Annotated in this window: 23 protein-coding genes; 10 read left to right on the plus strand and 13 right to left on the minus strand. The window is 74.3% G+C overall.

Going from position 1 to position 24506, the window contains the following annotated elements; all coding sequences use genetic code 11:
* Window positions 1-18: 18 nt before the first annotated feature.
* Complete coding sequence (locus ACFYNX_RS01100) at window positions 19-375, plus strand: DUF805 domain-containing protein (RefSeq protein ID WP_388656258.1); 357 nt, start codon at window positions 19-21, stop codon at window positions 373-375.
* A gap of 69 nt (window positions 376-444) precedes the next feature.
* Here ACFYNX_RS01100 and ACFYNX_RS01105 read toward each other — a convergent pair whose 3' ends face one another.
* Window positions 445-1359, minus strand: a complete 915-nt coding sequence (locus ACFYNX_RS01105; RefSeq protein WP_388656261.1) for a carbohydrate kinase — start codon at window positions 1357-1359, stop codon at window positions 445-447.
* Between the two features lie 86 nt (window positions 1360-1445).
* Here ACFYNX_RS01105 and ACFYNX_RS01110 point away from each other — a divergent pair, with 86 nt between their 5' ends.
* Window positions 1446-2024, plus strand: a complete 579-nt coding sequence (locus tag ACFYNX_RS01110) for a YdeI family protein (RefSeq protein ID WP_388656264.1) — start codon at window positions 1446-1448, stop codon at window positions 2022-2024.
* 24 nt (window positions 2025-2048) lie between these two features.
* Here the strand turns inward: ACFYNX_RS01110 and ACFYNX_RS01115 are convergent, their stop codons facing one another.
* Window positions 2049-2585 (minus strand): GNAT family N-acetyltransferase, encoded by a 537-nt coding sequence (locus ACFYNX_RS01115; RefSeq protein ID WP_365545383.1) that lies wholly within the window; start codon window positions 2583-2585, stop codon window positions 2049-2051.
* A 321-nt stretch (window positions 2586-2906) separates the two neighbouring features.
* On the opposite strand from ACFYNX_RS01115, the gene ACFYNX_RS01120 reads away from it, so the two are divergent.
* Complete coding sequence (locus ACFYNX_RS01120) at window positions 2907-4382, plus strand: PP2C family protein-serine/threonine phosphatase (RefSeq protein ID WP_388656267.1); 1476 nt, start codon at window positions 2907-2909, stop codon at window positions 4380-4382.
* 58 nt (window positions 4383-4440) lie between these two features.
* On the opposite strand, the gene ACFYNX_RS01125 is transcribed toward ACFYNX_RS01120, so the two are convergent.
* A complete protein-coding gene (locus tag ACFYNX_RS01125) occupies window positions 4441-5934 on the minus strand; it encodes a hypothetical protein (protein WP_365545377.1) in 1494 nt (497 codons plus the stop codon).
* Between the two features lie 233 nt (window positions 5935-6167).
* On the opposite strand from ACFYNX_RS01125, the gene ACFYNX_RS01130 reads away from it, so the two are divergent.
* From ACFYNX_RS01130 to ACFYNX_RS01140, 3 genes are all read left to right on the plus strand, one after another.
* The gene (locus ACFYNX_RS01130; protein ID WP_388656270.1) at window positions 6168-7295 is read left to right on the plus strand and encodes an aminoglycoside phosphotransferase family protein; all 1128 of its coding nucleotides are present in this window, start codon (window positions 6168-6170) and stop codon (window positions 7293-7295) included.
* Between the two features lie 307 nt (window positions 7296-7602).
* Entirely contained in the window at window positions 7603-9576 is a 1974-nt protein-coding gene (locus ACFYNX_RS01135) for an N-acetylmuramoyl-L-alanine amidase (RefSeq protein WP_388656273.1), read from the plus strand.
* A 161-nt stretch (window positions 9577-9737) separates the two neighbouring features.
* Window positions 9738-11939 (plus strand): germacradienol/geosmin synthase, encoded by a 2202-nt coding sequence (locus ACFYNX_RS01140; protein WP_388656276.1) that lies wholly within the window; start codon window positions 9738-9740, stop codon window positions 11937-11939.
* Between the two features lie 35 nt (window positions 11940-11974).
* Here ACFYNX_RS01140 and ACFYNX_RS01145 read toward each other — a convergent pair whose 3' ends face one another.
* The 4 genes from ACFYNX_RS01145 to ACFYNX_RS01160 all read right to left on the minus strand — a co-directional run bounded on the left by ACFYNX_RS01145 (window position 11975) and on the right by ACFYNX_RS01160 (window position 14226).
* Window positions 11975-12340, minus strand: a complete 366-nt coding sequence (locus tag ACFYNX_RS01145; protein ID WP_030208147.1) for an RNA-binding S4 domain-containing protein — start codon at window positions 12338-12340, stop codon at window positions 11975-11977.
* A gap of 17 nt (window positions 12341-12357) precedes the next feature.
* Window positions 12358-12858, minus strand: coding sequence for a hypothetical protein (locus ACFYNX_RS01150; RefSeq protein WP_388656279.1), 501 nt, complete (start codon window positions 12856-12858; stop codon window positions 12358-12360).
* A gap of 261 nt (window positions 12859-13119) precedes the next feature.
* Complete coding sequence (locus tag ACFYNX_RS01155) at window positions 13120-13533, minus strand: ACT domain-containing protein (RefSeq protein WP_388656282.1); 414 nt, start codon at window positions 13531-13533, stop codon at window positions 13120-13122.
* Window positions 13534-13557: 24 nt separating this feature from the next.
* Window positions 13558-14226: an NAD(P)-binding domain-containing protein gene (locus ACFYNX_RS01160; RefSeq protein ID WP_365545364.1), complete on the minus strand. Its 669-nt coding sequence runs from the start codon at window positions 14224-14226 to the stop codon at window positions 13558-13560.
* 92 nt (window positions 14227-14318) lie between these two features.
* On the opposite strand from ACFYNX_RS01160, the gene ACFYNX_RS01165 reads away from it, so the two are divergent.
* Entirely contained in the window at window positions 14319-14669 is a 351-nt protein-coding gene (locus ACFYNX_RS01165) for a helix-turn-helix domain-containing protein (protein WP_365545361.1), read from the plus strand.
* 15 nt (window positions 14670-14684) lie between these two features.
* Here ACFYNX_RS01165 and ACFYNX_RS01170 read toward each other — a convergent pair whose 3' ends face one another.
* Window positions 14685-16208, minus strand: a complete 1524-nt coding sequence (locus tag ACFYNX_RS01170) for an alpha/beta fold hydrolase (RefSeq protein ID WP_388656285.1) — start codon at window positions 16206-16208, stop codon at window positions 14685-14687.
* Window positions 16209-16336: 128 nt separating this feature from the next.
* Here ACFYNX_RS01170 and ACFYNX_RS01175 point away from each other — a divergent pair, with 128 nt between their 5' ends.
* Entirely contained in the window at window positions 16337-17152 is an 816-nt protein-coding gene (locus tag ACFYNX_RS01175) for a pentapeptide repeat-containing protein (RefSeq protein WP_365545355.1), read from the plus strand.
* A gap of 15 nt (window positions 17153-17167) precedes the next feature.
* On the opposite strand, the gene ACFYNX_RS01180 is transcribed toward ACFYNX_RS01175, so the two are convergent.
* A complete protein-coding gene (locus tag ACFYNX_RS01180) occupies window positions 17168-17971 on the minus strand; it encodes a GNAT family N-acetyltransferase (RefSeq protein ID WP_388656288.1) in 804 nt (267 codons plus the stop codon).
* Window positions 17972-18162: 191 nt separating this feature from the next.
* Between ACFYNX_RS01180 and paaK the strand changes: the two genes are divergently transcribed.
* On the plus strand, window positions 18163-19455 hold the full coding sequence (gene paaK / locus ACFYNX_RS01185) for a phenylacetate--CoA ligase PaaK (protein WP_388656291.1): 1293 nt from the start codon (window positions 18163-18165) through the stop codon (window positions 19453-19455).
* A gap of 125 nt (window positions 19456-19580) precedes the next feature.
* On the opposite strand, the gene ACFYNX_RS01190 is transcribed toward paaK, so the two are convergent.
* A complete protein-coding gene (locus tag ACFYNX_RS01190; protein WP_388656294.1) occupies window positions 19581-20426 on the minus strand; it encodes an alpha/beta fold hydrolase in 846 nt (281 codons plus the stop codon).
* A gap of 90 nt (window positions 20427-20516) precedes the next feature.
* Here ACFYNX_RS01190 and ACFYNX_RS01195 point away from each other — a divergent pair, with 90 nt between their 5' ends.
* Window positions 20517-20954, plus strand: a complete 438-nt coding sequence (locus tag ACFYNX_RS01195) for a MarR family winged helix-turn-helix transcriptional regulator (protein WP_388657791.1) — start codon at window positions 20517-20519, stop codon at window positions 20952-20954.
* A gap of 15 nt (window positions 20955-20969) precedes the next feature.
* On the opposite strand, the gene ACFYNX_RS01200 is transcribed toward ACFYNX_RS01195, so the two are convergent.
* The 3 genes from ACFYNX_RS01200 to ACFYNX_RS01210 form a co-directional block, all read right to left on the minus strand.
* Window positions 20970-22478 carry a fatty acyl-CoA synthetase gene (locus tag ACFYNX_RS01200; RefSeq protein WP_388656297.1) on the minus strand — a complete coding sequence of 503 codons (1509 nt, stop codon included), beginning with the start codon at window positions 22476-22478 and terminating at the stop codon, window positions 20970-20972.
* A gap of 352 nt (window positions 22479-22830) precedes the next feature.
* Entirely contained in the window at window positions 22831-23928 is a 1098-nt protein-coding gene (locus ACFYNX_RS01205) for a calcium:proton antiporter (protein WP_388656300.1), read from the minus strand.
* 42 nt (window positions 23929-23970) lie between these two features.
* A complete protein-coding gene (locus ACFYNX_RS01210) occupies window positions 23971-24450 on the minus strand; it encodes a MarR family winged helix-turn-helix transcriptional regulator (protein ID WP_388656303.1) in 480 nt (159 codons plus the stop codon).
* Window positions 24451-24506: the final 56 nt, after the last annotated feature.

A 24506-nucleotide genomic window follows, 5' to 3' on the forward strand; every position in this document is an offset into this window, starting at 1 on the left:
GGTCCTTGGGGGGACAAAGTGAACTGGTACCTCGACGTTCTCAAGAAGTACGCGGTGTTCAGCGGCCGGGCACGCCGCAAGGAATTCTGGATGTTCGCGCTCTTCAACCTGATCGCGATCGCCGTCCTCGCGACCGTCGACCTGCTGATCGGCACCTTCCCGCTGCTGTACGCCCTCTACGCCCTGGGCATCTTCCTGCCCTCCCTCGGCGTGTCCGTCCGGCGCCTCCACGACACCGGCCGTTCCGGCTGGTGGCTCCTCATAGCCCTGGTCCCGTTCGTCGGCGGCATCATCCTGCTGGTCTTCAACTGCACCGAGGGCGAGCAGCAGCAGAACGCGTACGGCCCGAACCCGAAGCTGGCCCCGGCCTACTGACGGTCCCCGCGCCGAAGCGACACCCGTGGCCGTGGCCCCCGGAGGATTCCTCCGGGGGCCACGGCCTCGTCACGTCCCGGCCGGGTCCTCGCGGGCCGCGTCCAGCTCGGCCCGGTCCGGCGGCCGGGCCCCGGCCCGGGAGACGGTCACGGCCGCCGCCGCCCCGGCCCGGGCGAGCAGCCCGGTCAACTCCCCGGCGGAGAGCGCGCCGAGGGCCGCCCGGTCCCGTACGGTCAGCGCGTCCAGGGCGGCGGACATGAACGAGTCGCCCGCGCCGACGGTGTCGACGACGTCGACCCGGGGCGCCCCGGCGGCGACCGTGTGGTGCCGGGTGACGGCGAAGGAGCCGGCCGCGCCCCGGGTGACCAGGACGACGGCCGGGCCGAGGGCCAGCCAGCGGGTGGCGACGGCCTCCGGGTCCTCCCCGGGATACAGCCAGGCCAGGTCCTCGTCGCTCGCCTTGACCAGGTCGGCGAGGGCGACGCAGCGTTCCACGCGGGCGACGGCCGAGCCGTGCTCCCCCATCAGTCCGGGACGCACATTGGGGTCGTAGCTGACCGTGGCCCGGTCGCGGAGCCGCTCGGTCACGGTCAGGACGGCCGCCGCGCCGGGGGCGGTGACGGCCGCGATCGAGCCGATGTGCACATGGGCGGGCGCCCGCGCGGGCAGCCCCCCGGCCTCCAGCGTCCAGACGATGTCGAAGGCGTACGTGGCCCGGCCCTCCGCGTCGAGGCCCACGACGGCCGACGGGGTGCGCTCGGGGAGGCCGCCGACCTCCACCCGTACGCCCGCGCCCCTCAGGTGGTCGCCGATCAGACGCCCGGCGGGGTCGTCGGCGAGCTGGGTGAGCAGGGTGACGTCCCGGCCGAGGCGGGCCAGGCCGTACGCGACGTTGGCCGGGCTGCCGCCGGGGTGGACGCGGTCGGCGGTGCCGGGCGCGCGGACGACGTCGGCGACGCACTCGCCGATCACCAGGAAGGACATGGCGGATCTCCTCGGAGCGGGAGCGGACGTCCCGGCCGCCGACCGTATCGTGTCACCGTCCAGGTCCTGGTGCGGGGGAGGTTCGGGTGGAGACGGTCGAGGGACTCGCGGTGATCACGTTCGGCGGCGGGGAGGAGCTGGAGGCCTGGCTGGAGAGGCACCACGGCGACACCCCGGGCATCTGGCTGCTGCTCGCCCGCAAGGGCTCGGACCTGGCCTCGCCCACCGCCGAGGAGATCCTGGACGCCACGCTCGCCCACGGGTGGATCACCGGCAAGCGCAGAGCGCGCGACGAGCGGTCGTACCTCCAGAAGATCACACCGCGCCCGCCCGGGAGCCTCTGGTCCCAGGTCAACGTGCGCCAGGTCGAGGCGCTGACCGCCGCCGGCCGGATGCGCGAGCCGGGCCTCGCCGAGGTGCGGGCGGCGCGGGCGGACGGGCGGTGGGAGGCCGCGTACCCCTCCCAGAAGGAGGCGACCGTGCCGGACGACCTCGCGGTGGCCCTGGCGGCCGAGCCCCGCGCCGCGGCGGCCTTCGAGGCGTTGAACAGGACGGACCGCTATCTGGTGATCCTGAGCCTCTGGCAGGCCCGCACCGCGCGGACGAGGGCGGCACGGCTGGAGCGGGCGGTGGCGGCACTGGCGGCGGGCGGGCGGCCGCGGTGAACGGCGCCGACGGGCGGAAGGGCCTCAGGCGGGCCCGTCGTCGCGCCGTCGCCGGTACAGCACCTGGTGCGCGTCCCACTCCACGAAGGACTCGGCGTGCTCCAGGCCGACGGCCTCCAGGAGCCGCCGGGAGCGGTGGTTGGCCTCCTGGGTGACCGCGACCACGCCGGGCACGTTCTCCAGGGCCCGCGCGACGGCCGCGCCGACCGCCTCGCGCGCGTACCCGTGCCCCCAGTGCTCGGGCAGGAACTGGTAGGAGACCTCCGTCTCCCCGTTCCGCCCGCCCTCCTCCACCGTGACGAGCCCGAGGAGGACGCCGTCCTCGGCGCGGACCACGGCGTGGAAGCCGGGCGCCCCGACGATCCGCCGCTGCCGGATGCGAATGACGGGCTCGGTGACGGGGCCGCCGAGGTGACGCCGTACGTCGGGATCGGTCCACAGTCGCGTCACGGCCGGAACGTCACCGGCGCGGACGGGCCGCAGCAGCAGCCGCTCGGTGCGGAGCGGTCGCCGCGCCGCCGGTGGCGCGGGGTCCTGGGCCGGGCTCGGTGAGGTGGACACCGCCCCATCCTCTCGCAGCCCGCCGCGCCCCGGAGGCCCGGCCCGCTTCCGGAGGCCGCCGCGGGCGGGGGCCCGGAACCGCCGTGCGCGCGGAGGCGGTGCCGGACGCCGCTCCGGGCACGACCGGCTTCGTACAGTTCCCCCTCCCACCGAACCTCCGTTCGCGGCCTCCCCGCCCCCTTCCGGGCCTTTGACATATGCCAGAAGCACCACCGGATCGAGTGTTGCCAAACCTCTTACGAGCCGTCCCGGGCTGTGCAACAGTCGTATGCGGGCCTCCTCTTCACTCTTGGCCGCGCCGCGCCTGCATCGGAGTACGACATGCCGTCCCCTCTGTTCGCGGACCGCCCCGCCCAGCCGCCGGAGCCGGGCGCGGTGGACGCGCTGATCTCGCAGACCCGCCGCCTGCGCGGCGAGGTCGACGCCGTCCGCCGGGACGCCGTGGCGGACGAGGACGACCCGCAGCAGCGGTGGCAGCGCGCCCTGTGCGACCTCGCCGTACACCAACTCGACGACCTCGGAGCCCAGTTGGGCCAGTTACGCGCGGGCGTTCCGGTGGAGGTGTCGCCGGGGACGGAGAGCGGCGGGGAGGACCTCCACGACGCGGGGTTCGCGACCGATCCCGGCACCGCGTACGGCGCGGCCGCGCCGGCGCGCACCGGCGCGCTGCTCTCCCGGGTCGGCAGCGCCGAGTGGAACCTGCTCACCGACGAGGTGAGCTGGTCCGAGGAGCTGTACCAGATCTTCGGCCGCACCCGCGAGAGCGGTCCGATGTCGCTCGACGAGATGCCCACGATGGTCTTCGCCGAGGACCAGCCCCTCCTCCAGGGGATGGTGACGGACTGTCTGATCGACGGGAAGCCGATCGACGGCGAGTTCCGGATCGTCCGGGCCGACGGGCGGGTGCGCACCGTCCACATGACGGGCGAGCCCGTCCTCGACGCCGGCGGTTGCACCGCCTCCATGTGGGCCGTCCTGCGGGACGTCAGCGAACTGCGGCGCAGCCAGCGGGCCGTCAGGGAGAGCCGGGCGGGCCTGGAGCGCAGCCGGGACATCGAGCGCACCGAGCGCCGGGTCGCCGTCGAGCTCCAGGAGGCGGTCCTGCCGCCCTGGCGCGGCTCGCTGCACTTCGCCCACGGCGGCCCGGCCCCGCTCGACGTGGCCGCGCACTACCTCCCGGCCGCCAGCACCGGACTGATCGGCGGCGACTGGTACGACGCGCTCGCGCTGCCGGACGGGGACGCCCTGCTGACCGTCGGCGACCTGACCGGTCACGGGGTCGCCGCGACCTCCTCCATGGCGATGCTCCTCGGCGCGCTGCGGGGCATGGCGGTCGCCGGGATCCGCCCCGCCGCCCTGATGGGCCACCTCAACCAGCTCCTGGAGACCTCCGTGCAGCCCGCGCTCGGCAGCGCCATGTGCTGCCGGTACGATCCCGTCGCCCAGACCCTGACCTGGGCGCAGGCCGGCCACCCCGCCCCGCTGCTCTTCCGCGGCGGGACGGGGCGCGCCCTCCGGCGTCCCGAGGGCGTCCTCCTCGGGGCGACGGCCGGCGCCGCGTACGACGAGGCCGAGACCCGACTGCTCCCGGGCGACCTGCTCGTCCTGCACACCGACGGGCTGACCCGGGACGGCGGTACGGACGACGACACGGGAGCGGAACGCCTGCTCGCCCTCGGCCCCCGGCTCGCCGGCGCGCGGGACGCGCGGGAAGGCGTGCGGATGGTGGTCGAGGAGTTCGGCGAGGAGGCACGCGAGGACGACGCCTGCGTGATGGTGGTGCGGGTCGGCCACTGAGCCGGCCGACGACCGGTAGTCGCAGTCCCGGTCCCCGGTCCCCCGAAGGGGCCGGGGATCAGGCCTGTCCGGGCCTCGGGCGGTTCACCGGGGACCGGGTCAGGGCCAGCTCGATCTCCTCGCGCAGGACGTCGGTCCTGGCGTAGTCGGCGTACTGGCCGGTGAGCCGGTACATCTCCCGCAGCCGGTCCCAGGTCCGGTGGGAGGAGGTCTCCCCCATGGACGTGAGGGCGAGCCGGGCGTACCGGTCGGCCTGCTCCGGGTCGTCGGCGATGAAGCAGGCGGAGGCCAGGGAGATGTGGTCGAAGAGCTTGGACCGCTCGTGCCCCTTGCTCCGCAGTTCGAGCGCCAGCTTGGCGTGGCGCTGCGCGGGGATCGCGGCCGTCGGGTCGTGGTCGGCGAGGGTCCGGTAGGCGAGGGCCTCCATGCCGTGCATGTCGGCCTCGTCGAAGTTCTGCATCCAGTCCGGCGTCGCCTCGTCGCGCCGGTCCGACACGAACAGGTCCTCGGCCTCGCCGAGGGTCCGGCGCATGGCCTGCCCCCGGCCCATCGACGCCTGCGCCCAGGCCTCGATGGTGTGGAACATGGCCCGGGTCCTGGGCAGCAGCCGGTCGCCCGAGCCCGTCTGGGCCAGCTTCATCAGGTCGAGGGCGTCGTCGGGCCGGCCCAGGTGCACCATCTGGCGCGCGGCACGGGACAGCGCCTCGCCGGCCCGGGGCCGGTCGCCGCTCTCGCGGGCCGCGTGGGCCGCGATGACGAAGTACTTCTGCGCCGTGGGTTCGAGGCCGACGTCGTGGGACATCCAGCCCGCGAGGACGGCCAGGTTGGCGGCGACGCCCCACAGGCGCCGCTGGAGGTGGTCGGCGTGGCGGTAGGCGAGCATGCCGCCCACCTCGTTGAGCTGGCCCACCACGGCCTTGCGCTGGAGGCCGCCGCCCCGGGAGGCGTCCCAGGCGCGGAACACCTGCACCGAGTGCTCCAGGGCCTCGATCTCCTCCGACCCGATGGGGGCGGCCTCGTAGCGGTCGAACCCGGCGGGGTCGGCGTGGAGGGGATCGGTGGCACGCGGAGCGGCGCCCGGGCGGGCGGGATCGGTCTGCAGCCAGTCGTGCATGGCCTTGCTGAGTACGGAGCCGGCGGCAAGCGCGGCACCCGCGCCCACCAGGCCGCGTCGGTTGAGCATGAGGTCCATTCCCGTGAATTCGGTGAGGACCGCCGCCGTACGATCGGGTGGCCAGGGCAGTTGGTCAGGGTTCTCCGTCGTGCTGACGTCCTGCCGTTTCCCTGCACGCCCGTGTCGTACGAACCCGAGGTCCTCGATGGTCACGACACGGCCGAGTCGCTCGGTGAACAGTGCTGCCAGCACCCGGGGGACGGGGTCGCGCGGGGTCTCGCCCCGGTCGATCCACCGCCGCACCCGCGAGGTGTCGGTCGCGAGCTGGGGGTGGCCCATGGCCGCCGCCTGCCGGTTGACGAGCCTCGCGAGTTCTCCCTTGGACCAGCCGGCCAGGCCGAACAGGTCCGCGAGACGGGTGTTGGTTTCTCCGGTCACGTCTAAGCCCCCAGGTTCTCGGCTGAGTTGACAGTAACCCCCTGTCATGGGGCTGGCGACTATTCGCCAGGGTTCGCCAGGGTGCGCCCGATGTTCCGCCACCCGCGCGCGGGTGTCAGGTAGGAACGCGCCACCCCGTCCCGTCGACCGGCCCTCATTCCCCAGGGTGCGGACCGGGGGCGGGCGGGGCGACGCACGCAACTCGTCGGCACACGAAGGGATCTGTCACCTCCATGTACACAGCATCGTCCTCCGTGTCCGCCCCGCCCCGGCCGCAGCACCGCGTCGTCCCCGCCGGCGCCGGACCGTACCTCGCCCCCGCGCCGCAGGCCGTCCGGCCGCGGCGCTGGGCGGGCGGCACCGGCACCCAGCCGGTCAGCGGGAGGATCGATCTGTCCGGTCCCCAGGGCGCGCAGCTCAAGATGGCGATCGCCTCGGTCCACCGCATCTGCCCGGAGTTCAAGCCGGTGCAGGTACTGCGGCGCAGCGGTCGTTCCGTACTGATCGTCGGGACGACCGGACGGGCCACGGCGGTCGCGAAGTGTTTACTGGACCACTCGCCGGCCTGGGTCGAGCGGTTCCGGCACGAGATAGCTTCCTACCGCGCCTTCGTCCGGCACCGTCCGCCGGTGCGGGCGCCCCGGCTGATCGCGGCGGACCCGGAGAACTGCACGCTGGTGATCGAGCGGATGCCGGGACGGGCGGCGGCCCTCTCGCGCCACCCCGTCGAGGCCCCGCCCCGCGCCGACGTGCGGGCCGCGCTCGGCGCGATCGCCCGGCTCAACGCCTGGCGGCCACCGGCCGGGACGTTCGACGCCCCGCTGGACTACGGCGCCCGGATCGCCCGCTACCACGAGCTCGGGCTCTTCACCGACCGGGACCGGGACGACCTGCAGAAGCTGCTGCACGGTCTGGCGCACGCGGGCGGCCGCCAGGGCACGGGCCAGTTCTGCCACGGCGACGCCCTGCTCTCCAACGTCCTGCTCTCCCCGACCGGGCCGGTCCTGGTCGACTGGGAGCACGCGGGCTGGTACCTGCCCGGCTACGACCTGGCGACCCTGTGGGCGGTGCTCGGTGACGCGCCGCTGGCCCGGCGCCAGATCAGTCAGCTCGCCCAGCAGGCGGGCCCGGCCTCCCGGGACGCCTTCCTGGTGAACCTGATGATCGTGCTCACGCGGGAGATCCGCACCTACGAGACGGCGGTGCAGCGCACCATGAAGGAGGCTCCGCCGGCCGGTTCCGTGCCGGTGCCCTCGGGGGCGCTCGCCCCCGGGGAGGAACAGCGGCTGCTGCTCAGGCGGCTGCACGACGACTGCGCCATGGCACGGCGGGCCGTGCGCGCGGCGGTCGGGACGCGCTGAAGGGCGGGGCCCGCCGACCACGGGGGTGGTGCGCCGTGCGCCCGGTGCCGACACACCGGGACGCGGCGCACCGGCTTCTCCGGCCCCGCCCTCCCCCGCGGGTGCCCCTCCAGTGGTCCACTCCAGTGACGCGTCCCAGGCCCGGGGCCCGTCGCCGCGAAACTCCGCCGTTCGGCCGCCGTTCCCGCTCTGACGTGCGAACTTTCATGGCTCCAGGTGTGATTGACGGATCGTCCGGGAGCCGATACCCCTGTACGGGTTCGGCCCCGCACGCTCCCCGTGTCACCCCCACGCCTTGGAGGCCGCCTTGCTCCGTTCCGGGTCCCGCAGACGTACGCCGCCGGTCCGCGCGCCGAGGGCGGCGGTCGCCCTGGCGTCCGCCGCCCTGCTGCTCCCCCTGCTGTCCGCCGCGCCGCCGGCCGGCGCCGACGCGCCCGAGGAGGGCTCCCTCCAGGGGCAGTTCACCCGGGCCGCCGCGCGCACCGGCGTGCCCGAGAGCGTGCTGCTCGCCGTCTCGTACCTCCAGTCGCGGTGGGACGGCCACGGCGGCGCGCCGAGCGTGACCGGCGGGTACGGGCCGATGCACCTGACGGACGCGGTGACGGCCCTGAAGCGGTCCGCCCCGCACCACTCGGACGGCGAGGAGGACGCACGCGGCGACTCCTCGCGCCCGGCGCGCACGGAGGCGCCGGCGCCGGTGCCGTCCGCCGGCCGGCTGCCCGGACGGCTGCGGACCCTGGAGCGGGCGTCCGCGCTGTCCGGGATCCCGGCCGAGGAGCTGCGGACCCGGCCGGGCGCCAACATCGAGGGCGGCGCGGCCCTGCTCGCCGCCGCGCAGCGGGAGGCCGGGCTGCCCGCGAGCGCGGACCCGGCCGACTGGTACGGGGCGGTGGCGCGGTACTCCGGCGCGGACGACGCGGCGACGGCGGCCGCGTACGCGAACGACGTGTTCGACGTGATCCGGACCGGGGAGACGCGGACGACGGACAGCGGGCAGGTCGTGACCCTCCCGGCCGCCCCGGCGGTCGCGCCCGTCACGGGGCAGGTGGCGGCGCTCGGTCTGCGGGCGCCGGCCGCCGGCCCCGTGGAGTGCCCGCGGACGGTGGCCTGCGAGTGGATCCCCGCGCCGTACGAGGAGTTCGGCGACGGCGACTACGGCAACCACGACAAGGCGGACCGGCCCGTCTCCCAGTCGATCGACTACATCGTGATCCACGACACCGAGGCCACCTGGGACGTGACCCTGGGCCTGGTGCAGGACCCGGCCTACGTGTCGTGGCAGTACTCGCTGCGCTCCTCCGACGGGCACGTGGCGCAGCACCTGGCGCTGAAGGACGTCGGCTGGCACGCGGGCAACTGGTTCGTGAACGCCAAGTCGGTGGGTCTGGAGCACGAGGGCTTCCTGACCTCGCCGGACTCCTGGTACACGGAGGCGATGTACCGGTCGTCGGCGCGCCTGGTGCGGTACCTCGCCGCCCGGTACGGCATCCCGCTGGACCGGCAGCACGTCCTGGGACACGACAACGTGCCGGGCACGGTGACGTCCTCGATCCGGGGCATGCACACGGACCCGGGCCCGTACTGGGACTGGGCGCACTACTTCCGGCTGCTCGGCCGTCCGATCGTCCCGAGCGCCGGTCCGCACGCGGGCGTGGTGACGATCCGGCCGGACTACGACGCCCACCGGCCGGTCTACACCGACTGCGCGGCGGCGGGGACGGCGTGCGCGCCGCACGGCAGCGGGGCGGTGCGCCTGCGCACCGCGCCGGACGAGGACGCGCCCCTGGTGAAGGACGTCGGGCTGCGGCCGGGCGGGGAGTACTCCACCACCGGCGTCAACGACACGGGAGCGCGTGCCTCGACGGGGCAGAGCTTCGCGGTGGCGGAGCGCCGGGGCGACTGGACGGCGGTCTGGTACCTCGGGCAGAAGGCCTGGTTCCACAACCCGCGCAGGCAGCCGACGGCGGTGAACGGACGGGGGCTCGTCCTGACGCCGCGCGAGGGCCTGGCGGAGGTGCCGGTGTACGGGCGGGCCTACCCGGAGGCCTCGGCCTATCCGGCGGGCGTGCCGGTCCAGGCGGTGTCGCCGCTGCCGTACAGGCTGCTCGCCGGTCAGCGGTACGTGGTGGGCGACCGCACCCCGGGCGAGTACCTCTTCGCACCGACGTTCGACACGACGGGGCACGCGGTCGTCCGGGGCCGGGAGGAGTACTACGAGATCCAGTTCGGCCACCGGGTGGCCTTCGTGAAGGCCGCCGACGTGCGGGTTTCCCGGATCTAGCGGGAAGGCGGCCGAAAGGCGCGGGGTGGTGCCGGACGCGCGGTCCGGCACCGCCCCGTCGGCGTTCATACGACTATTCGGGAGATCGTGTGCGCCGTACGGGCGAGGGGTAAGGCTGGCCCGGTCACCCGACCCTCGTTCACCGGAAGGCCCCCCAGCACATGCCGCAGCCCTTCGTCATGCCGGATTTCTACGTCCCGCATCCGGCACGCCTCAACCCCCACGTGGAGGCCGCCCGCACGCACACGCGCGCGTGGGCGCGGGAGAGGGGGATGCTGGAGGGCTCGGGGGTGTGGGAGGAGCACGACCTCGACTCCCACGACTACGCGCTGCTCTGCGCCTACACCCACCCCGACTGCGGCGAGGAGGCCCTGAACCTCGTCACCGACTGGTACACCTGGGTCTTCTTCTTCGACGACCACTTCCTGGAGGTCTTCAAGCGCACCCAGGACCGGGCGGGGAGCAAGGCCTATCTGGACCGGCTGCCGATGTTCATGCCGGCGGACCCGGTGGACATGCCGGAGCCGTCCAACCCGGTCGAGGCGGGCCTCGCGGACCTCTGGCTGCGGACCGTGCCCTCCATGTCCGAGGGCTGGCGCAAACGGTTCGCGGAGGCCACGGAGCACCTGCTCTACGAGTCGCTCTGGGAGCTCGACAACATCAACGAGGGGCGCGTCGCCAACCCCGTCGAGTACATCGAGATGCGCCGCAAGGTGGGCGGGGCGCCCTGGTCGGCGGGGCTGGTCGAGTACGCGGCGGGGGCGGAGGTCCCGGACCGGGTGGCGCACTCCCGGCCGCTGTGCGTGCTGCGGGACACCTTCTCGGACGCGGTGCACCTGCGCAACGACCTCTTCTCGTACCAGCGCGAGGTGGAGGAGGAGGGCGAGAACAGCAACGGCGTGCTCGTCCTGGAGCGGTTCCTCGGCTGCACGACACAGGAGGCGGCGAACGCCGTCAACGACCTGCTGACCTCGCGGCTCCACCAGTTCGAGAACACGGCCCTGACCGAGGTGCCGCCGCTCGCCGTCGAGAAGGGCCTCTCGCCGGAGGAGTGCGCGGCCGTCGCGGCGTACGTGAAGGGGCTCCAGGACTGGCAGTCCGGCGGTCACGAGTGGCACATGCGCTCCAGCCGGTACATGAACGAGGGGATGGCCGGCGGTCCTTCGCACCTGGACGGGATCATCGGCACCTCGGCCCTGGACGTGCGGAACCTCTTCGGGCGTCCGGCGGCCGCGCGGCTGCGGACGCTCACCCACGTGCCGCACCGGCACGTGGGGCCCTCGCTGCTTCCGGAGTTCGACCTGCCGTACCCGCTGGCGCTCAGCCCGCACCACGCGGAGGCGAAGCGGCGCTCGGAGGACTGGGCCGAGCGGATGGGGCTCCTGGACGACATCTGGGACCGCCCGATGATGGACGGCTTCGACCTCGCGCTGTGCGCGGCGGGGCTCGACCCGGACGCCACCCCGGAGGAGCTGGAGCTCAGCTCCGAGTGGCTGACCTGGGGCACGTACGGGGACGACCACTATCCGCTGGTCTTCGGCCGGCCGCGCGACCTCGCCGGCGCGAAGGCGCAGACCGAGCGCTTCAAGGCCTGCATGCCGCTGGAGGACCCGGCCCTGGGGGCGTCGTCCGCCGTGAATCCGATGGAGCGCTCGCTCGCCGACCTCTGGGCGCGGACGGCGGGCCCGATGTCGCCGGAGGCGCGGGGGCAGTTGCGGTACGCGCTCGACGCCATGCTGGACAGTTGGCTGTGGGAGCTGCACAACCAGGCGCAGCACCGGGTGCCCGACCCGGTCGACTACATCGAGATGCGCCGCTCCACCTTCGGCTCGGAGCTGACCACCCTGCTGTGCCGGCTGCGGCACGCCGACGCGCTGCCGCCCGCGCTCTACCGCACGGGCACGGTGCGCGCCCTGGAGCGGTCGGTCATGGACTACGCGACGCTCCTCAACGACCTCTTCTCGTACCAGAAGGAGGTCGAGGTCGAGGGCGAGGTGCACAACGGCGTCCTCGTGCTGCAGACGTTCTTCGACTGCGACTATCCGACGGCGGTCGCGATGGTCGACGACCTGATGCGGGGGCGACTGCGCCAGTACGAGCACGTGAAGAAGCACGAAGTGCCTCTGCTCTTCGAGGACTTCGGGCTCGACGAGGAGGGCAGGGCGGCCTTCGGGGCGTATCTGCGGGAGCTGGAGGACTGGCTCGCCGGGATCCTCAACTGGCACCGGAACGTACGGCGTTACCGGGCCGAGGACGTGCGCTCGGGCGCCGGGACCGCGCTGCTGCGGCACGGGCGGGGCCCGAAGGGGCTCGGCACCTCGGCCGCGCGGGTGGCGGAACTGCTGGGGTCCGCTCCCCGCTGACGCACGCGGAAGGGTCCCGGGGGCCTCACGTCTCCTCAGGGGCGACGGCCGCGCAGTTCGTCGATCTCCCGGCGTTCGCGCTTGGTGGGACGGCCCGCGCCCCGGTCGCGGACGGCGGCGACCGCGACGTGCTCGCGCGGCGGCGGGGGCGGGCTGTTGTCCACGTAGGCCTCGGCGGCGACCGGCGGGCCGATCCGCTTGGTGTGCAGCACCTTGACCTCGACGATCCGCTCCCGGCCACCGTGGAAGACCCGGACCTCGTCGCCGGGCTTCACCGGCTGGGCGGGCTTGACCCGCTCGCCGTTGACCTTGACGTGTCCGGCCCGGCAGGCCGCCGCGGCCTGGGAGCGGGTCTTGGTCAGGCGGACCGCCCAGATCCAACTGTCGACGCGCGCGCTCACGCTGCCCCGCTCCCCCGTCAGCCCTGCTGGAACAGCTCGGCGGGCAGCGGCTTGAGCAGCGCGTACAGGTCGTCGGTGATCGGCCGGTCCCAACTGGCGATCGTCACGAGGACGTTGTCGCTGCGGTCGAACTGGACGCAGGAGATGCGGCTCTCGGAGAGCTTGAGGCGGCGGACGACGAGGAGGTTGTCGCCCTGCATCACGGGGACGTCCTCGGTGTCGAGCACCTCGACCGGCTCGTCGTTCTCCAGGGCGGCGAGGAGCTGCGCCACCTCGAAGGGGATCTGGCCGTCCGCGAGCTCGCGGGCCGGAGAGCCCTCCGGCAGGTTGCCGATGATCATCGCGGGGCCGCGGCCGCCGAACAGGTCGTACCGGAGGAACACTCCCTGGCAGGAGCCGTCGGGTGCGGGCAGCAGGCCGGCGCCGAGGTTGCCGGGCCAGTCCCCCGGGTCCATGGCCAGGACGTCGAAGTCCGGACCCGCGGGTGTGGCGGCGCTGCGGCGGCGGAGGAAGGACATACGGCCATGGTACGTGCCCCGGGGCGGCGCGCGACGCGCCGGGCGGCTCCGTACGGCCGCCCCGACCGCACCGGTGTGCCGCGGTGCCCGTTCCTCGCTCTGCGGGGGCTCGGGCGAGGCCCGGACGGGCCCCCGGCGGCCCGCTCCGGGAGGCTCGCGCGCGGGGTACCCGGCGCCCCGGCGGTCACCCGAGGTGCCCGGAGGGTCGCTCCGGGTGCGCCGTACGGGCGACCGGCCCCGCACGCCCCGGCCGGAACCGTCTCACTCGCCCCGGTCGCCGCCCGACCGCTCCGCCAGTCGGTTCAGGAGGCCCAACGCCTCCTCGGCGCGGGCGCGTTCGACGAAGAGGTGGTCGTGGTGGAACCCGGCCACCACGTTGCAGCTCAGGCCGGCGCCGGCGAGTTCGCGCGCGACGGCGGCCGTGAGCCCGACGGCGTCGAGGGCGGAGCGCACCCGCAGGGTGATCCGGCCCGCCACGTAGTCGTACGGGAGGGAGGCCGCGTCCGCCTCCTCCTGCCGTACGACGAGGGTGAGCCCCTCGGGCTCGGTGACGGTGACCACCGGGACGAGCCCGGCCGGGACGGGGCCGTCCACCGTGGTGAAGACGTACCGGCCGGGGTCGAGTTCCGGTCGCAGGCCGGAGAGGAGCCGGGTCAGGTCGCGTTCCGCGTTCATGCGCGCCAGGGTAGGCGGGCACGGTCACGGGTGCGGCGGGAGGCCCTCCGCCGGTCCCGTGGCGAACGCCAGGGGCGGGGCGATCGCCTGGGCGTCCGCGCCCTCCCCGACCCACAGGCCGATGAAGAGCGCGGCGGTCGCCTCGACCAGTCCGGCGCGGTCGAGGCCGCCCCCGGCCAGCGGGGTGCAGCCCGTGTCCCGCACCAGCTCTTCGACCAGCGCGAGCGCTTCCCCGTCGTCGCCGCAGACCGGGACGGCGAGGGGCCGGCCGTCGAAGACCGGCGGGGTCATCCGCCACACGTCCTCGTGGCAGAGGTTGAAGGCCTTGACGACCCGCGCCCCGGGCGCCGCGTCGGCCAGCCGGCGGGCGGCGGAGGGGCCGCCGTCCGTGAGCAGCCGGAAGCCGGGGCCCACCGGATTGGAGCAGTCCAGCAGGACCCGCCCGGCCAGGGAGGCCCGTACGCCCGCGACGACCTCCGCCCCCGCTCCGTACGGCAGCGCGGCGAGGGCGACGGCCCCGAAGCCGGCCGCCTCGTCGAGGCTCCCGTGCCGCGTCCCACCGCCGAGCCGGGCGGCGAGCCGCTCCGCCCTTCGCGCGTCGCGGCCGCCGACGAGCACCTCGTGGCCCGCCCGTACCCAGTGGGTGGCGAGGGCGTCCGCCATGTCGCCCGTGCCCAGTACACCGATCCTCATCGTTCCCGTCCTTCCGGTCTTCCGGTCCTCCGGTGCCGACGTCCGGCACTCCGGGGACGACACTAGGGAGCCGGTCGGGCACCATTTGGTGCGTGACCTCCGACGGATACCTCGCCGACTGCCGCGCCCGGCTGGCCTTCGACCTGCTCGCCCACACCTGGAACTCGGTGGTGCTCTGGGCCCTGCGCGACGGCCCGAGCCGCCACGTCGAGCTGCGCGGGCGCGTCGGCGGGATCAGCTCCAAGGTCCTCACCGAGACGCTGCGACGGCTGGAGTTCAACGGCCTGGTGGAGCGGCACGTCCACGCGGGGGCTGCGGCCCGGGTGACGTACGGGCTCACCCCGCTGGGGCGGACCCTGCTCGGTCCGATCGACGCGTTCGGGGCGTGGGCCTTCGAGCACGGCGACGAGGTGATGGCCGCCCAGGAACGCCACGGCGGGTGAGGGAAGCCCTCCCTCCTACAGGCCGAACTCCCTTACCAGGGAGAGGAATTCGGCCGTGCGGTCGGTGTGGACGAGGTGGCCGGCGTCGACGGTGACGAGACGGGCTCCGGGGATCCGGTCCGCCAGCCAGGACAGCCGTTCCTGGGGCACGTGGCTGGTCGGGCCGCCGGCCAGGACCAGGGTGGGGGCGGTGATCGACGCGAGCCGGTCGCGCCAGTCGGGGTCGGGGTCGTTGAGCTGGGCGTCGGTGGCCCGGACCACCTCCCAGTCGAAGCCGAGGGGGCCCTCGGGCCGTTCGGCGGCGGGGCGCGGCGGGTCGAGCGGGAAGAAGACCGGGGGCTCCTCCAGGACGAGGCGGCCGACGAGGCCGGGCTCGTCCCGGGCGAGGAGGTACGCGGCGGCGGCACCCATCGAGTGGGCGACGACGGTGGCGCCGGTGAGGCCGAGGGCCTTGAGGAAGCCGCCGAGCTCGTCGCGGAAGGCGTCGAAGCCGTAGCCGCCGGGGCGCCGGTCGCTGAGTCCGTGGCCGCGCAGGTCGAGCGCGTACACCCGGTGGTCGGCGGCCAGGTCGGCCGCCACCCGCGCCCAGGTGGTGCTGTTCTCGCCGCGTCCGTGGACCAGGACGACGGGCGGGGCGTCCTCGGGTCCCGCGACCCGGTGGGCGAGGCGCACGCCGTCCACGGTGACCGTGCGGACGGCGGGATCGAGGAAGGCGGTGACCGCGCGGACGAAGGCGTCCGGGTCGTCCACCCAGGGGTGGTGCCCGGCGCCGGCCTGGACGACGAGCTCGGCGGAGGGGAAGAGGGCGGTCGCCTCCGCGGCCTTGGCGGGGGTCGGTCCGGCGTCGCGCTCCCCCGCGAGGACCAGGACCGGAGCGGTGAGCGCGGTGAGGGCGCGGCGGGTCGCCGCCGGGTCGTAGGCGCCCTCGCCGTGGTAGGCGCCGGCGGCCTCCCAGCGGGTCTGCCGGTCGGCGGCGGCCGCGTGTTCCCGGGCGGCCTCGTCCCAGCGGCCGTAGGCGAAGGGCGCGGTGATCTCGCACACGCGGGACAGCGGGGTGTCGGGGCCGATCGCGTCGAGCGCGGCCCTGGCCTCCGGGTACCAGGGCCGGTCGGCGAAGACCTCGGCGGCCGCGTCCCACTCCTCGTCGGTGGTGGTGACGCCGAGCGCGCGGCCCGCGGAGGTGACGAGGACGAGGGAGCGGATCCGCTCGGGGTGGGCGGCGGCGTACAGGGTCGCGAGGTTGCCGCCCGCCGAGTGGCCGAGGAGGTCGATCCGCTCCAGGCCGAGGTGGGCGCGGAGCGCCTCGACGTCGCCGACCTGCCGGTCGCAGCGGTACGTGCCGGGGTCGGCGGGCACGGCGCTCGCCCCGGTGCCCCGGGCGTCGAGGAGGACGAGCGTGCGGTGGGCGGCGAGTCCGCCGAGGTCGCCGAGGTAGGCGGCGTCGCGCATCGGCCCGCCCGCCAGGCACACCAGCGGCTCGCCCTCCCCCTGCGTGCGGTAGGCGAGTTCGGTTCCGTCATACGTCGTGAACGTCGGCATGCGTCGATCCTCACCGGCCCCGGTGATCTCGGCAACGAATTTCGCCGAGAGCACGGGACCGGGCGCGATACGGTGGACGGGCCGCTCTCCCCGGCGCCCTTCCCCCACCCCTAAGGAATCGTTTCACCGTGCCCGACACCCGGGAATCCGCGCTGCGCGGCGACTGCGCGAACTGCTTCGGCCTGTGCTGCGTGGCGCTGCCCTTCGCCAGGTCGGCGGACTTCGCCGTGGACAAGCCCTCCGGCGAGCCCTGCCGCAACCTGCGGGAGGACTTCCGCTGCGGCATCCACACGCGGCTGCGGCCGAGCGGTTTCCAGGGCTGTACGGTGTACGACTGCTTCGGCGCCGGCCAGCGGGTGTCCCTGGTGACCTTCGGCGGCGTGTCCTGGCGCGAGGCCCCGGAGACGGCCCGGCAGATGTACGAGGTGTTCCCTGTGGTGCGCGGGCTGCACGAGCTGCTGCGTCATCTCACCGAGGCCCTGGCGCTGCCCGCCGCCCGTCCCGTCCACGCCGAGGTGCGGGCGGCGCTCGCCCGGGTCGAGGCGCTCGCGTCGGGTACGCCGGACGCGCTGGAGGAGCTGGACGTGAACGCCGTGCGGGCCGGGGTGAATCCGCTGCTGCTCCGGACGAGCGAGCTGGTCCGGGCCACGGCCGGCGGCCGGCCGAAGAGCCGGCGCGGAGCGGACCTGATCGGCAAGCGGTTGCGCGGGGCGAAGCTGCGGGGCGCGGACCTGCGCGGGGCGCTGCTCATCGCCGCCGATCTGACGGGGGCGGACCTGTCGCTCGCCGATCTGATCGGTGCCGACCTGCGGGACGCCGACCTGTCGGGCGCGGACCTGACGGGTGCCCTCTTCCTCACGCAGCCCCAGGTGAACGCGGCCCGGGGGAACGCCGCCACCCGCCTCCCGGAGGGCTTCGAGCGGCCCGCGCACTGGACCGCCTGAGGAGCGGCGCCCCGATCAGACCTCGTACGCGTACGGGGTCGTGGTCGCCAGTTCGAGGAAGCCGAGGCGGCGCAGGATCGGGCGGCTCGTGGGCGCCGCGTCGACCTGGACGTAGCGGTGGCCCCGGTCGGCGGCGATGCGGGCGCGGTGGGAGACGAGGGCGCGGTAGAGGCCCCGGCCGCGCCAGCCCTCGACGGTGCCGCCGCCCCAGAGGCCGGCGAAGTCGGTGCCGGGGTGGAGTTCGAGGCGGGCCGCGCTGACGGGTTCGCCGTGGGCGAGGGCGACCACGGCGGCGACGCCGCCGGGGTCGGTCGCGAGCCGGTCGAGGAGCTGACGGCCGAGGGAGGCGCTGTCGGTGCCGAAGGCGCGCGCGTGGACCTCGACCACCTGGCGTACGCCCGCCTCGTCGGTGACGGCGCGGAGTTCGACGCCCCCGGGGAGCGGGACGTCCCGGGGCAGGGCGGCGGCCTCGGCGGCCATCAGGGTCTCGGACTCCCCGGCGGTGAAGCCCGCCGCGCGGAGCCGGTCGCCGAGGCCGGCGGGGGCGTCATGCCCGTACAGCTTCCATTCGAAGGACAGGCCCGCGGCCCGGTAGTGGTCGATCTGCGCGGCGACGGCGGCGTCGGCGCCGGGGCCGTCGAGGCCCGACCAGAGGACGCCGTTCCACGCGTGCGCGGGACCGGTGGCGCGGACGACGCCCCCGACGTGCTCGACGCGGCAGCCGGGGCCTTCGGGGCGGGCCTCGCGGCGCACCTGGCGGTCGTACAGGGCGAGCAGGTCACGGGGGCCGCGCGGCGCGCGCGGGTGCGGGGGTTCCATGGCGGTCACTCCAGCACCCGGGCCGGGGAGCGGCAACGGGTTTTGACGGGCGGGAGCGGGGCGGCCCCGCCTTCCTCTCGCCGACCCCTTGCCAAGCCCCCCGTACCTCCGGTTTTACTGGCCCGAGCGAAGCTACCGAATGATCGGTAGGTTGCTTCGAGGGTGTTGCGCGGAGCGTGGAGGAGCGACGCATGACGGAAGAACTGCTGGACGGCGGCGAGCGGCTCGGCCGGGAGGAGCTGGCGGCGCTCCAGTTGGAGCGGCTGCGCGCGACCCTGCGGCACGCGTACGAGAACGTGGACTTCCACCGCCGTTCCTTCGACGCGGCCGGGGTGGCCCCGGACGACTGCCGTACGCTCGCGGACCTGGCCCGTTTCCCCTTCACCGCCAAGTCGGACCTGCGCGACCACTACCCCTTCGGGATGTTCGCCGTCGACCCGTCGCGGATCCGGCGGATCCACGCCTCCAGCGGCACCACCGGTCGGCCCACCGTCGTCGGCTACACCGACGGCGACCTGGAGGTCTGGGCGGACGTGGTGGCGCGCTCCCTGCGCGCCGCCGGTGTGCGCCCCGGGCACAAGGTCCACGTGGCGTACGGCTACGGCCTGTTCACCGGCGGGCTCGGCGCCCACTACGGCGCGGAGCGGCTCGGCTGCACGGTGATCCCCGCCTCGGGCGGCATGACGGCCCGGCAGGTGCGGCTGATCCAGGACTTCCGGCCCGAGGTGATCATGGTGACCCCCTCGTACATGCTGACCCTGCTCGACGAGTTCGAGCGGCAGGGCGTGGATCCGCGGTCGACCTCCATGGAGGTGGGCGTCTTCGGGGCCGAGCCGTGGACGGAGGAGATGCGCAAGGAGATCGAGGAGCGGTTCGCGATCGACGCGGTCGACATCTACGGCCTGTCGGAGGTCATGGGGCCGGGCGTGGCGCAGGAGTGCGTGGAGACCAAGGACGGCCTGCACGTCTGGGAGGACCACTTCTACCCGGAGGTCGTGGACCCGTTCACGGGCGAGGTGCTGCCCGACGGGGAGGAGGGGGAGCTGGTCTTCACCTCGCTCACCAAGGAGGCCATGCCGGTGATCCGCTACCGGACCCGGGACCTGACCCGGCTGCTGCCGGGGACGGCGCGGGTCTTCCGGCGGATGGAGAAGGTCACCGGGCGCAGCGACGACATGATCATCCTGCGCGGTGTGAACCTCTTCCCCACCCAGATCGAGGAGATCGTCCTGCGCACCCCGGCGGTGGCGCCGCACTTCCAGTTGCGCCTGACCCGGGAGGGCAGGCTCGACGCCCTGACCGTACGGGCCGAGGCCCGGGCGGGCGCGACGGCAGAGCAGCGGGCGGAGGCGGCCCGGACGATCGCGGCGGCGGTCAAGGACGGGATCGGGGTCTCGGTCGGGGTCGAGGTGGTCGACCCCGAGACGCTGGAGCGCTCGGTGGGCAAGATCCGGCGGATCGTGGACCTGCGGGAGTCCGCGTAGGGCCTGTCCGGCGGATCGTGGACCCGTGGGGGTCCGCACAGGGCCTGTCCGGCGGATCAGGTCCTCCGCCCGTCCGGTGGGGCCGGGCCGTCCGGTGGGGCCGGGCCGCCCGGCGGACAGTGCCGTCAGCCCAGGAAGGCGAGCAGCCGTTCGTCGAGCCGCTCCGGTGCGGTGAGCGGCAGGGAGTGGTGGGTGGCGCCCGGGAGCAGGACCACCTCGGCCTCCGGGAGCGTGCGCCGGACCCGGTCGGCGACCTCGGCGGCGCGGTGGGTGCGGCTGCGCTCCGCGAGCAGCACCAGGAGGGGCGCGCGCAGGTCGGCGACCCGGGGCCGGCCACCGGCGACGAGCTTGCGTCCGGGGGTGGCGGAGGCGAGGGCGTAGAGCCGCTGCCAGGCCTCGTCCGGACGGGTGCCCGCCGTCTCCCAGGCCAGGAAGGCGCGGGCGCGGGCCTCGCTCGGGCGGATCAGGACGGGCAGCGCGCGCAGCAGGTAGCCGGGGCGGAAGCCGGCGAAGACCTGGGTGGGGTCGACGAGGGCGAGGCGGTCGACCCGCTCCGGCGCGTGCAGCGCGTACCGGGTGGCCAGCCAGGCGCCGTACGAGTGGCCGCACAGGTGCGCGCGGGTGAGGCCGAGGCCGTCCAGGAGCGCGTCCAGCCAGGCCGTCAGGTCGTCGGCGCCCTTCAGGGGCCTGCCCCGGCGTTCGGTGCGGCCGGCGTCGCCGAGGAGGTCGACCGCGTGGACCCGGTACCGCGCGCCGAGGGCCCGTGCGTTGGCGAACCAGACCAGGCCGGTGGCGGAGCCGCCGGGCAGCAGCACCAGCGGGGGGCCGTCCACCGGGCCGTGGACGTGGACGCGGGTCGGCCCGTACGGGGTGTCGACGTCCCGTTCCTCGGTGGACCCGGGCCAGCGGGCGCGGAGTTCGTCGTAGGCGAGACCGAAGGCGCGTTCGTGGGCGGACGGAGGCATACCCATTCCTCTCGCTGAGCGATAATCTCGTTCAGCGAGAGGGTACGCAAGGGTTCGAGGCGCGGAGGAGCACGGGTGGACGACCGAGGTCCGGCGATGCGGCTGGTGCACCTGCTGCGGGCGGTCACCGTCGCATTCGACCTGCTGGGCGCCGAGTTCGCCGCGCGCGAGGGGCTGCATCCCACCGACGTGCGGGCGTTGGTCCACCTGCTGGACGCGGCACGGGACGGCACCCGGGTCACGCCCGGACGGCTCGGCGAGCGGCTGCGGCTGAACTCCGCCGGCACCACCGCCCTGGTGGACCGGCTCGAACGGCTGGGGCTCGTCCGGCGGGAGCGGGACACGGAGGACCGGCGGCGCGTCCTCCTGCGGGTGGAGGAGAAGGCCGTGGAGCTGGGGTGGTCCTTCTTCGGACCGGTCATCGGCGGGGTGGTGGCGGTCGCGGAGGGGTTCGAGCCGGACGAACTGGAGACCGTGCGCCGCTTCCTGACCTCGGTCCTCGCGTCCACCGGGCACCCGGCAGACACCCCCTGAGAGGAGGCTCCCTCCCTAGACCTGCGCGAACCGGTCCCTCAGTTCGCGCTTGAGGATCTTGCCGCTCGCGTTGCGGGGCAGTTCGGGGAGGAAGTGGACGCGCTTGGGGGCCTTGAAGTGGGGGAGCTTCTCGCGGGCGTGGGCGAGGAGTTCGGTCTCGGTGACCCCGCCGCGCGGGACGACCACGGCGGTGACCGCCTCGATCCAGCGCTCGTCGGGGAGGCCGATCACGGCCGCCTCGGCGACTCCGGGGTGGGTGTAGAGGGCGTCCTCGACCTGGCGGGAGGCGACCAGGACGCCGCCGGAGTTGATGACGTCCTTCACGCGGTCGACGATCGTGTAGTAGCCCTCGGCGTCGCGGACCGCGAGGTCGCCCGAGTGGAACCAGCCGTTCCTGAAGGCCGCCCTGGTCTCCTCGGGCTTGTTCCAGTAGCCCTCGCACAACTGGGGCGAGCGGTAGACGATCTCGCCGGGGGTGCCGTCGGGGACGTCGTCGCCGTTCTCGTCGACGACCCGGGCCTGGACGTGGCGAACGGGCCGGCCGCAGGATTCCATGCGGCCCTCGTGCTCGTCGGGGCCGAGGACGGTGGCGAGCGGGCCGATCTCGGACTGGCCGAAGCAGTTGTAGAACCGCAGCCCGGGCAGCCGGGCGCGCAGGCGCTCCAGGACGGGCACGGGCATGACGGAGGCCCCGTAATAGGCCTTGCGGAGCGCGGAGAGGTCGCGGGTGGCGAACTCCGGATGGTTGGCGAGGCCGACCCAGACCGTCGGCGGGGCGAACAGGCTGTCGGCGCGGCCCGCCTCGACCAGGTCGAACAGGACGGCCGGGTCGGGTCCGTCGACGAGGGTGTTCTCGGCGCCGACGGCGAGGTAGGGCAGCAGGAAGACGTGCATCTGCGCCGAGTGGTAGAGCGGCAGCGCGTGCACGGGCCGGTCGTCCTCGCGCAGGTCGAGGGCCTCGACGGCGCTCGCGTACTCGTGGGCCAGGGCGAGATGGGTCATCATCGCGCCCTTGGGCCGGGCGGTGGTGCCCGAGGTGTAGAGCAACTGGGCGAGGTCGCGGGCGTCGCGGTCGGTGTCGTGCGCCTCCGGCTCGGCGAGCGCGTCGAGCAGCGAACCGGGCGCGTCCCGCAGCGGCTTGACGGGGAAGCCGTCCGGGATCCGGTCCGCGAGGGCGGGGTCGGCGAGGACGAGCGAGCTGTCCGACTGCTCCAGGACGTACGCGAGGTCGTCGCCGGTCAGGTGGTGGTTGACCGGCACGTGGACCAGGCCGGCCCGGGCGCACGCCAGGAACGCGATGAGGTAGGCGTCGGAGTTGTGGCCGTAGGTGGCGACCCGGGCGTACTCCGGCAACCCGATGCCGTGATGGGGCTCCCGCAGGACGGCGGCGGCGGTGGAGACGGCCGCGTCCAGCTCCGCGTACGTCCAGCTCCGGTCGGCGTACCGCAGGGCGGTCCGGTCGGGGACGCGCCGGGCGCTCGCGCGCAGGACGCCGTCGACGGTGCGGCTGGGGAGTCGGCTCATGGCGCGATCCTCCGTGTCCGCCTCACGGGAGGTCAAGTACCGTGCGCCGCGCCGGAGACGACCCGCACCGGCACGCCGCACGGGATGTTGACAAGGGGGCGCCCGGCTGGGTGCATGGTTCGATCCGCAGTGCTCCACCGTCACCGGGAGGCACCTTGCACCTCCGCACCCGACTGAAGCACCTGGCGCTCGCCGGGGCGGCCCTGGCCGTCGTCACCGCCTCGATCGGACGCGGCTGTACGCCGGCGAGCGCCGGGTGACCTCCCGGTTCCGCGAGAAGGACATCCTGCGCTCGCCGGCGCTGCGGGTGGTGGTCGTCCGGGACTGAGCGGCGGACCGGTCCGAGGGGCCGTCAGGGACTGAACGACATGAACACGAAGGCGGCGAAGATCGAGAGGTGGACGCCGCCCTGGAGGAGCGTGGCCCGTCCGGGCACCACGGTCAGGGCACTCACCACGCCGGTGAGGGCGAGCAGGACCATGTGGAGGGGGCCCAGGCCGAGCACCAGGGGCCCGGACAGCCAGATCGAGGCGAGCGCGATCGCCGGGACGGTCAGGCCGATGCTGGCGATCGCGGAGCCGTAGGCGAGGTTGAGGCTGGTCTGCATCCTGTCCCGGCGGGCCGCGCGGACGGCGGCGAGGGTCTCGGGGAGCAGCACCATCAGGGCGATGACGACGCCGACGACCGCCTTGGGCAGACCGGCCGACTCGACGCCGTCCTCGATGGTGGGCGAGACCAGCTTGGCGTTGCCGACGACGGCGACGAGGGCGAGGAGCAGCAGGCCGAGGCTGGTCCAGGCCTCACGGCTGTCCGGCGGGGCGGCGTGCTCGTCCTCGGAGTCGTGGCCGGGGCGCGGCACCGGGAGGAAGTAGTCGCGGTGCCGGACCGTCTGGACGCCGACGAAGACGCCGTACAGGCAGAGGGAGGCGACGGCGGCGAAGATGAGCTGGGCGCCGGAGAACTCGGGGCCGGGGTGGCTCGTGGTGAAGGTCGGCAGGACCAGCGTCATCGTGGCGAGGGTGCAGACGATGGCGAGCGCGCCGCCGGAGCCCTCGGCGTTGAAGACGGCGACGCGGTTGCGGAGCGCGCCGACGAGGAGGGAGAGGCCGACGATGCCGTTGCAGGTGATCATGACGGCGGCGAAGACGGTGTCGCGGGCGTAGGTCGAGGTCTTCTCGCCGCCTCCGGCCATCAGGGTGACGATGAGCCCGACTTCGATGACGGTGACGGCCACGGCGAGGACGAGCGAGCCGAAGGGTTCGCCGACGCGGTGGGCGATGACCTCGGCGTGGTGGACCGCCGCGAGGACCGCCGTGAGGAGGCAGAGGGCGATGAGCCCCACGACGAAGCCGGGGAGGTCACGCCCCCAGGCCGCGCCCAGGGCGATCGCCGCCACCACTGGTCCCCAGGTGGTCCACTGACGTGTCATTGCCGCCGTGCTCGAACTCATGATCCGCATCCTGCCATAAAGGGGGCTTTCGCCCGATTTCGTTCATTCCAGGGGTTCGGCGAGGCCGCGCTCGTACGCGGCGAGCGTCTCGATGAACATCCGCCGCTCCCTCGCGTCGAGCGGAGCCAGGGCCGCGCGCCAGGCGTCGGCGCCGCGTCCGAGCCAGCCGTCGATGGCGGCCCGGTGGTGCTCGGAGATGGACACGATCTTGCGCCTGCGGTCGGCCGGGTCCTCGACCCGCTCCAGGACGCCCTTCTTCGCCAGGTCCCCCACCATCAGGCTGGCGGTCGTGGGGGCCACCTCCAGATGGGCGGCGAGCTCGTTGACGCTCAGCGGTCCGTCGAAGAGGAGGTGGGCGAGGAGGGAGAGGTGGCGGGGCGCGAGGGTGAGCGACCGCAGGTCCTCGGGGATCCTGAGGCGCTTGACCCGTGCGACCGTCCGGGGCATCAGCAGCAGCAGCGTGCGCACGGCCTCGTCCAGATCCGGTTCGGGGTCCTCGTCCTCCTCGTGGGCGTTCTGCATCGCGCGCTTCCCCCTTCGTTTCGGTTTCACACTCTTTATTTTGCTTTGAAAGCAAA

The organism is Streptomyces sp. NPDC007872 (assembly GCF_042868165.1).
Lineage (GTDB): Bacteria > Actinomycetota > Actinomycetes > Streptomycetales > Streptomycetaceae > Streptomyces.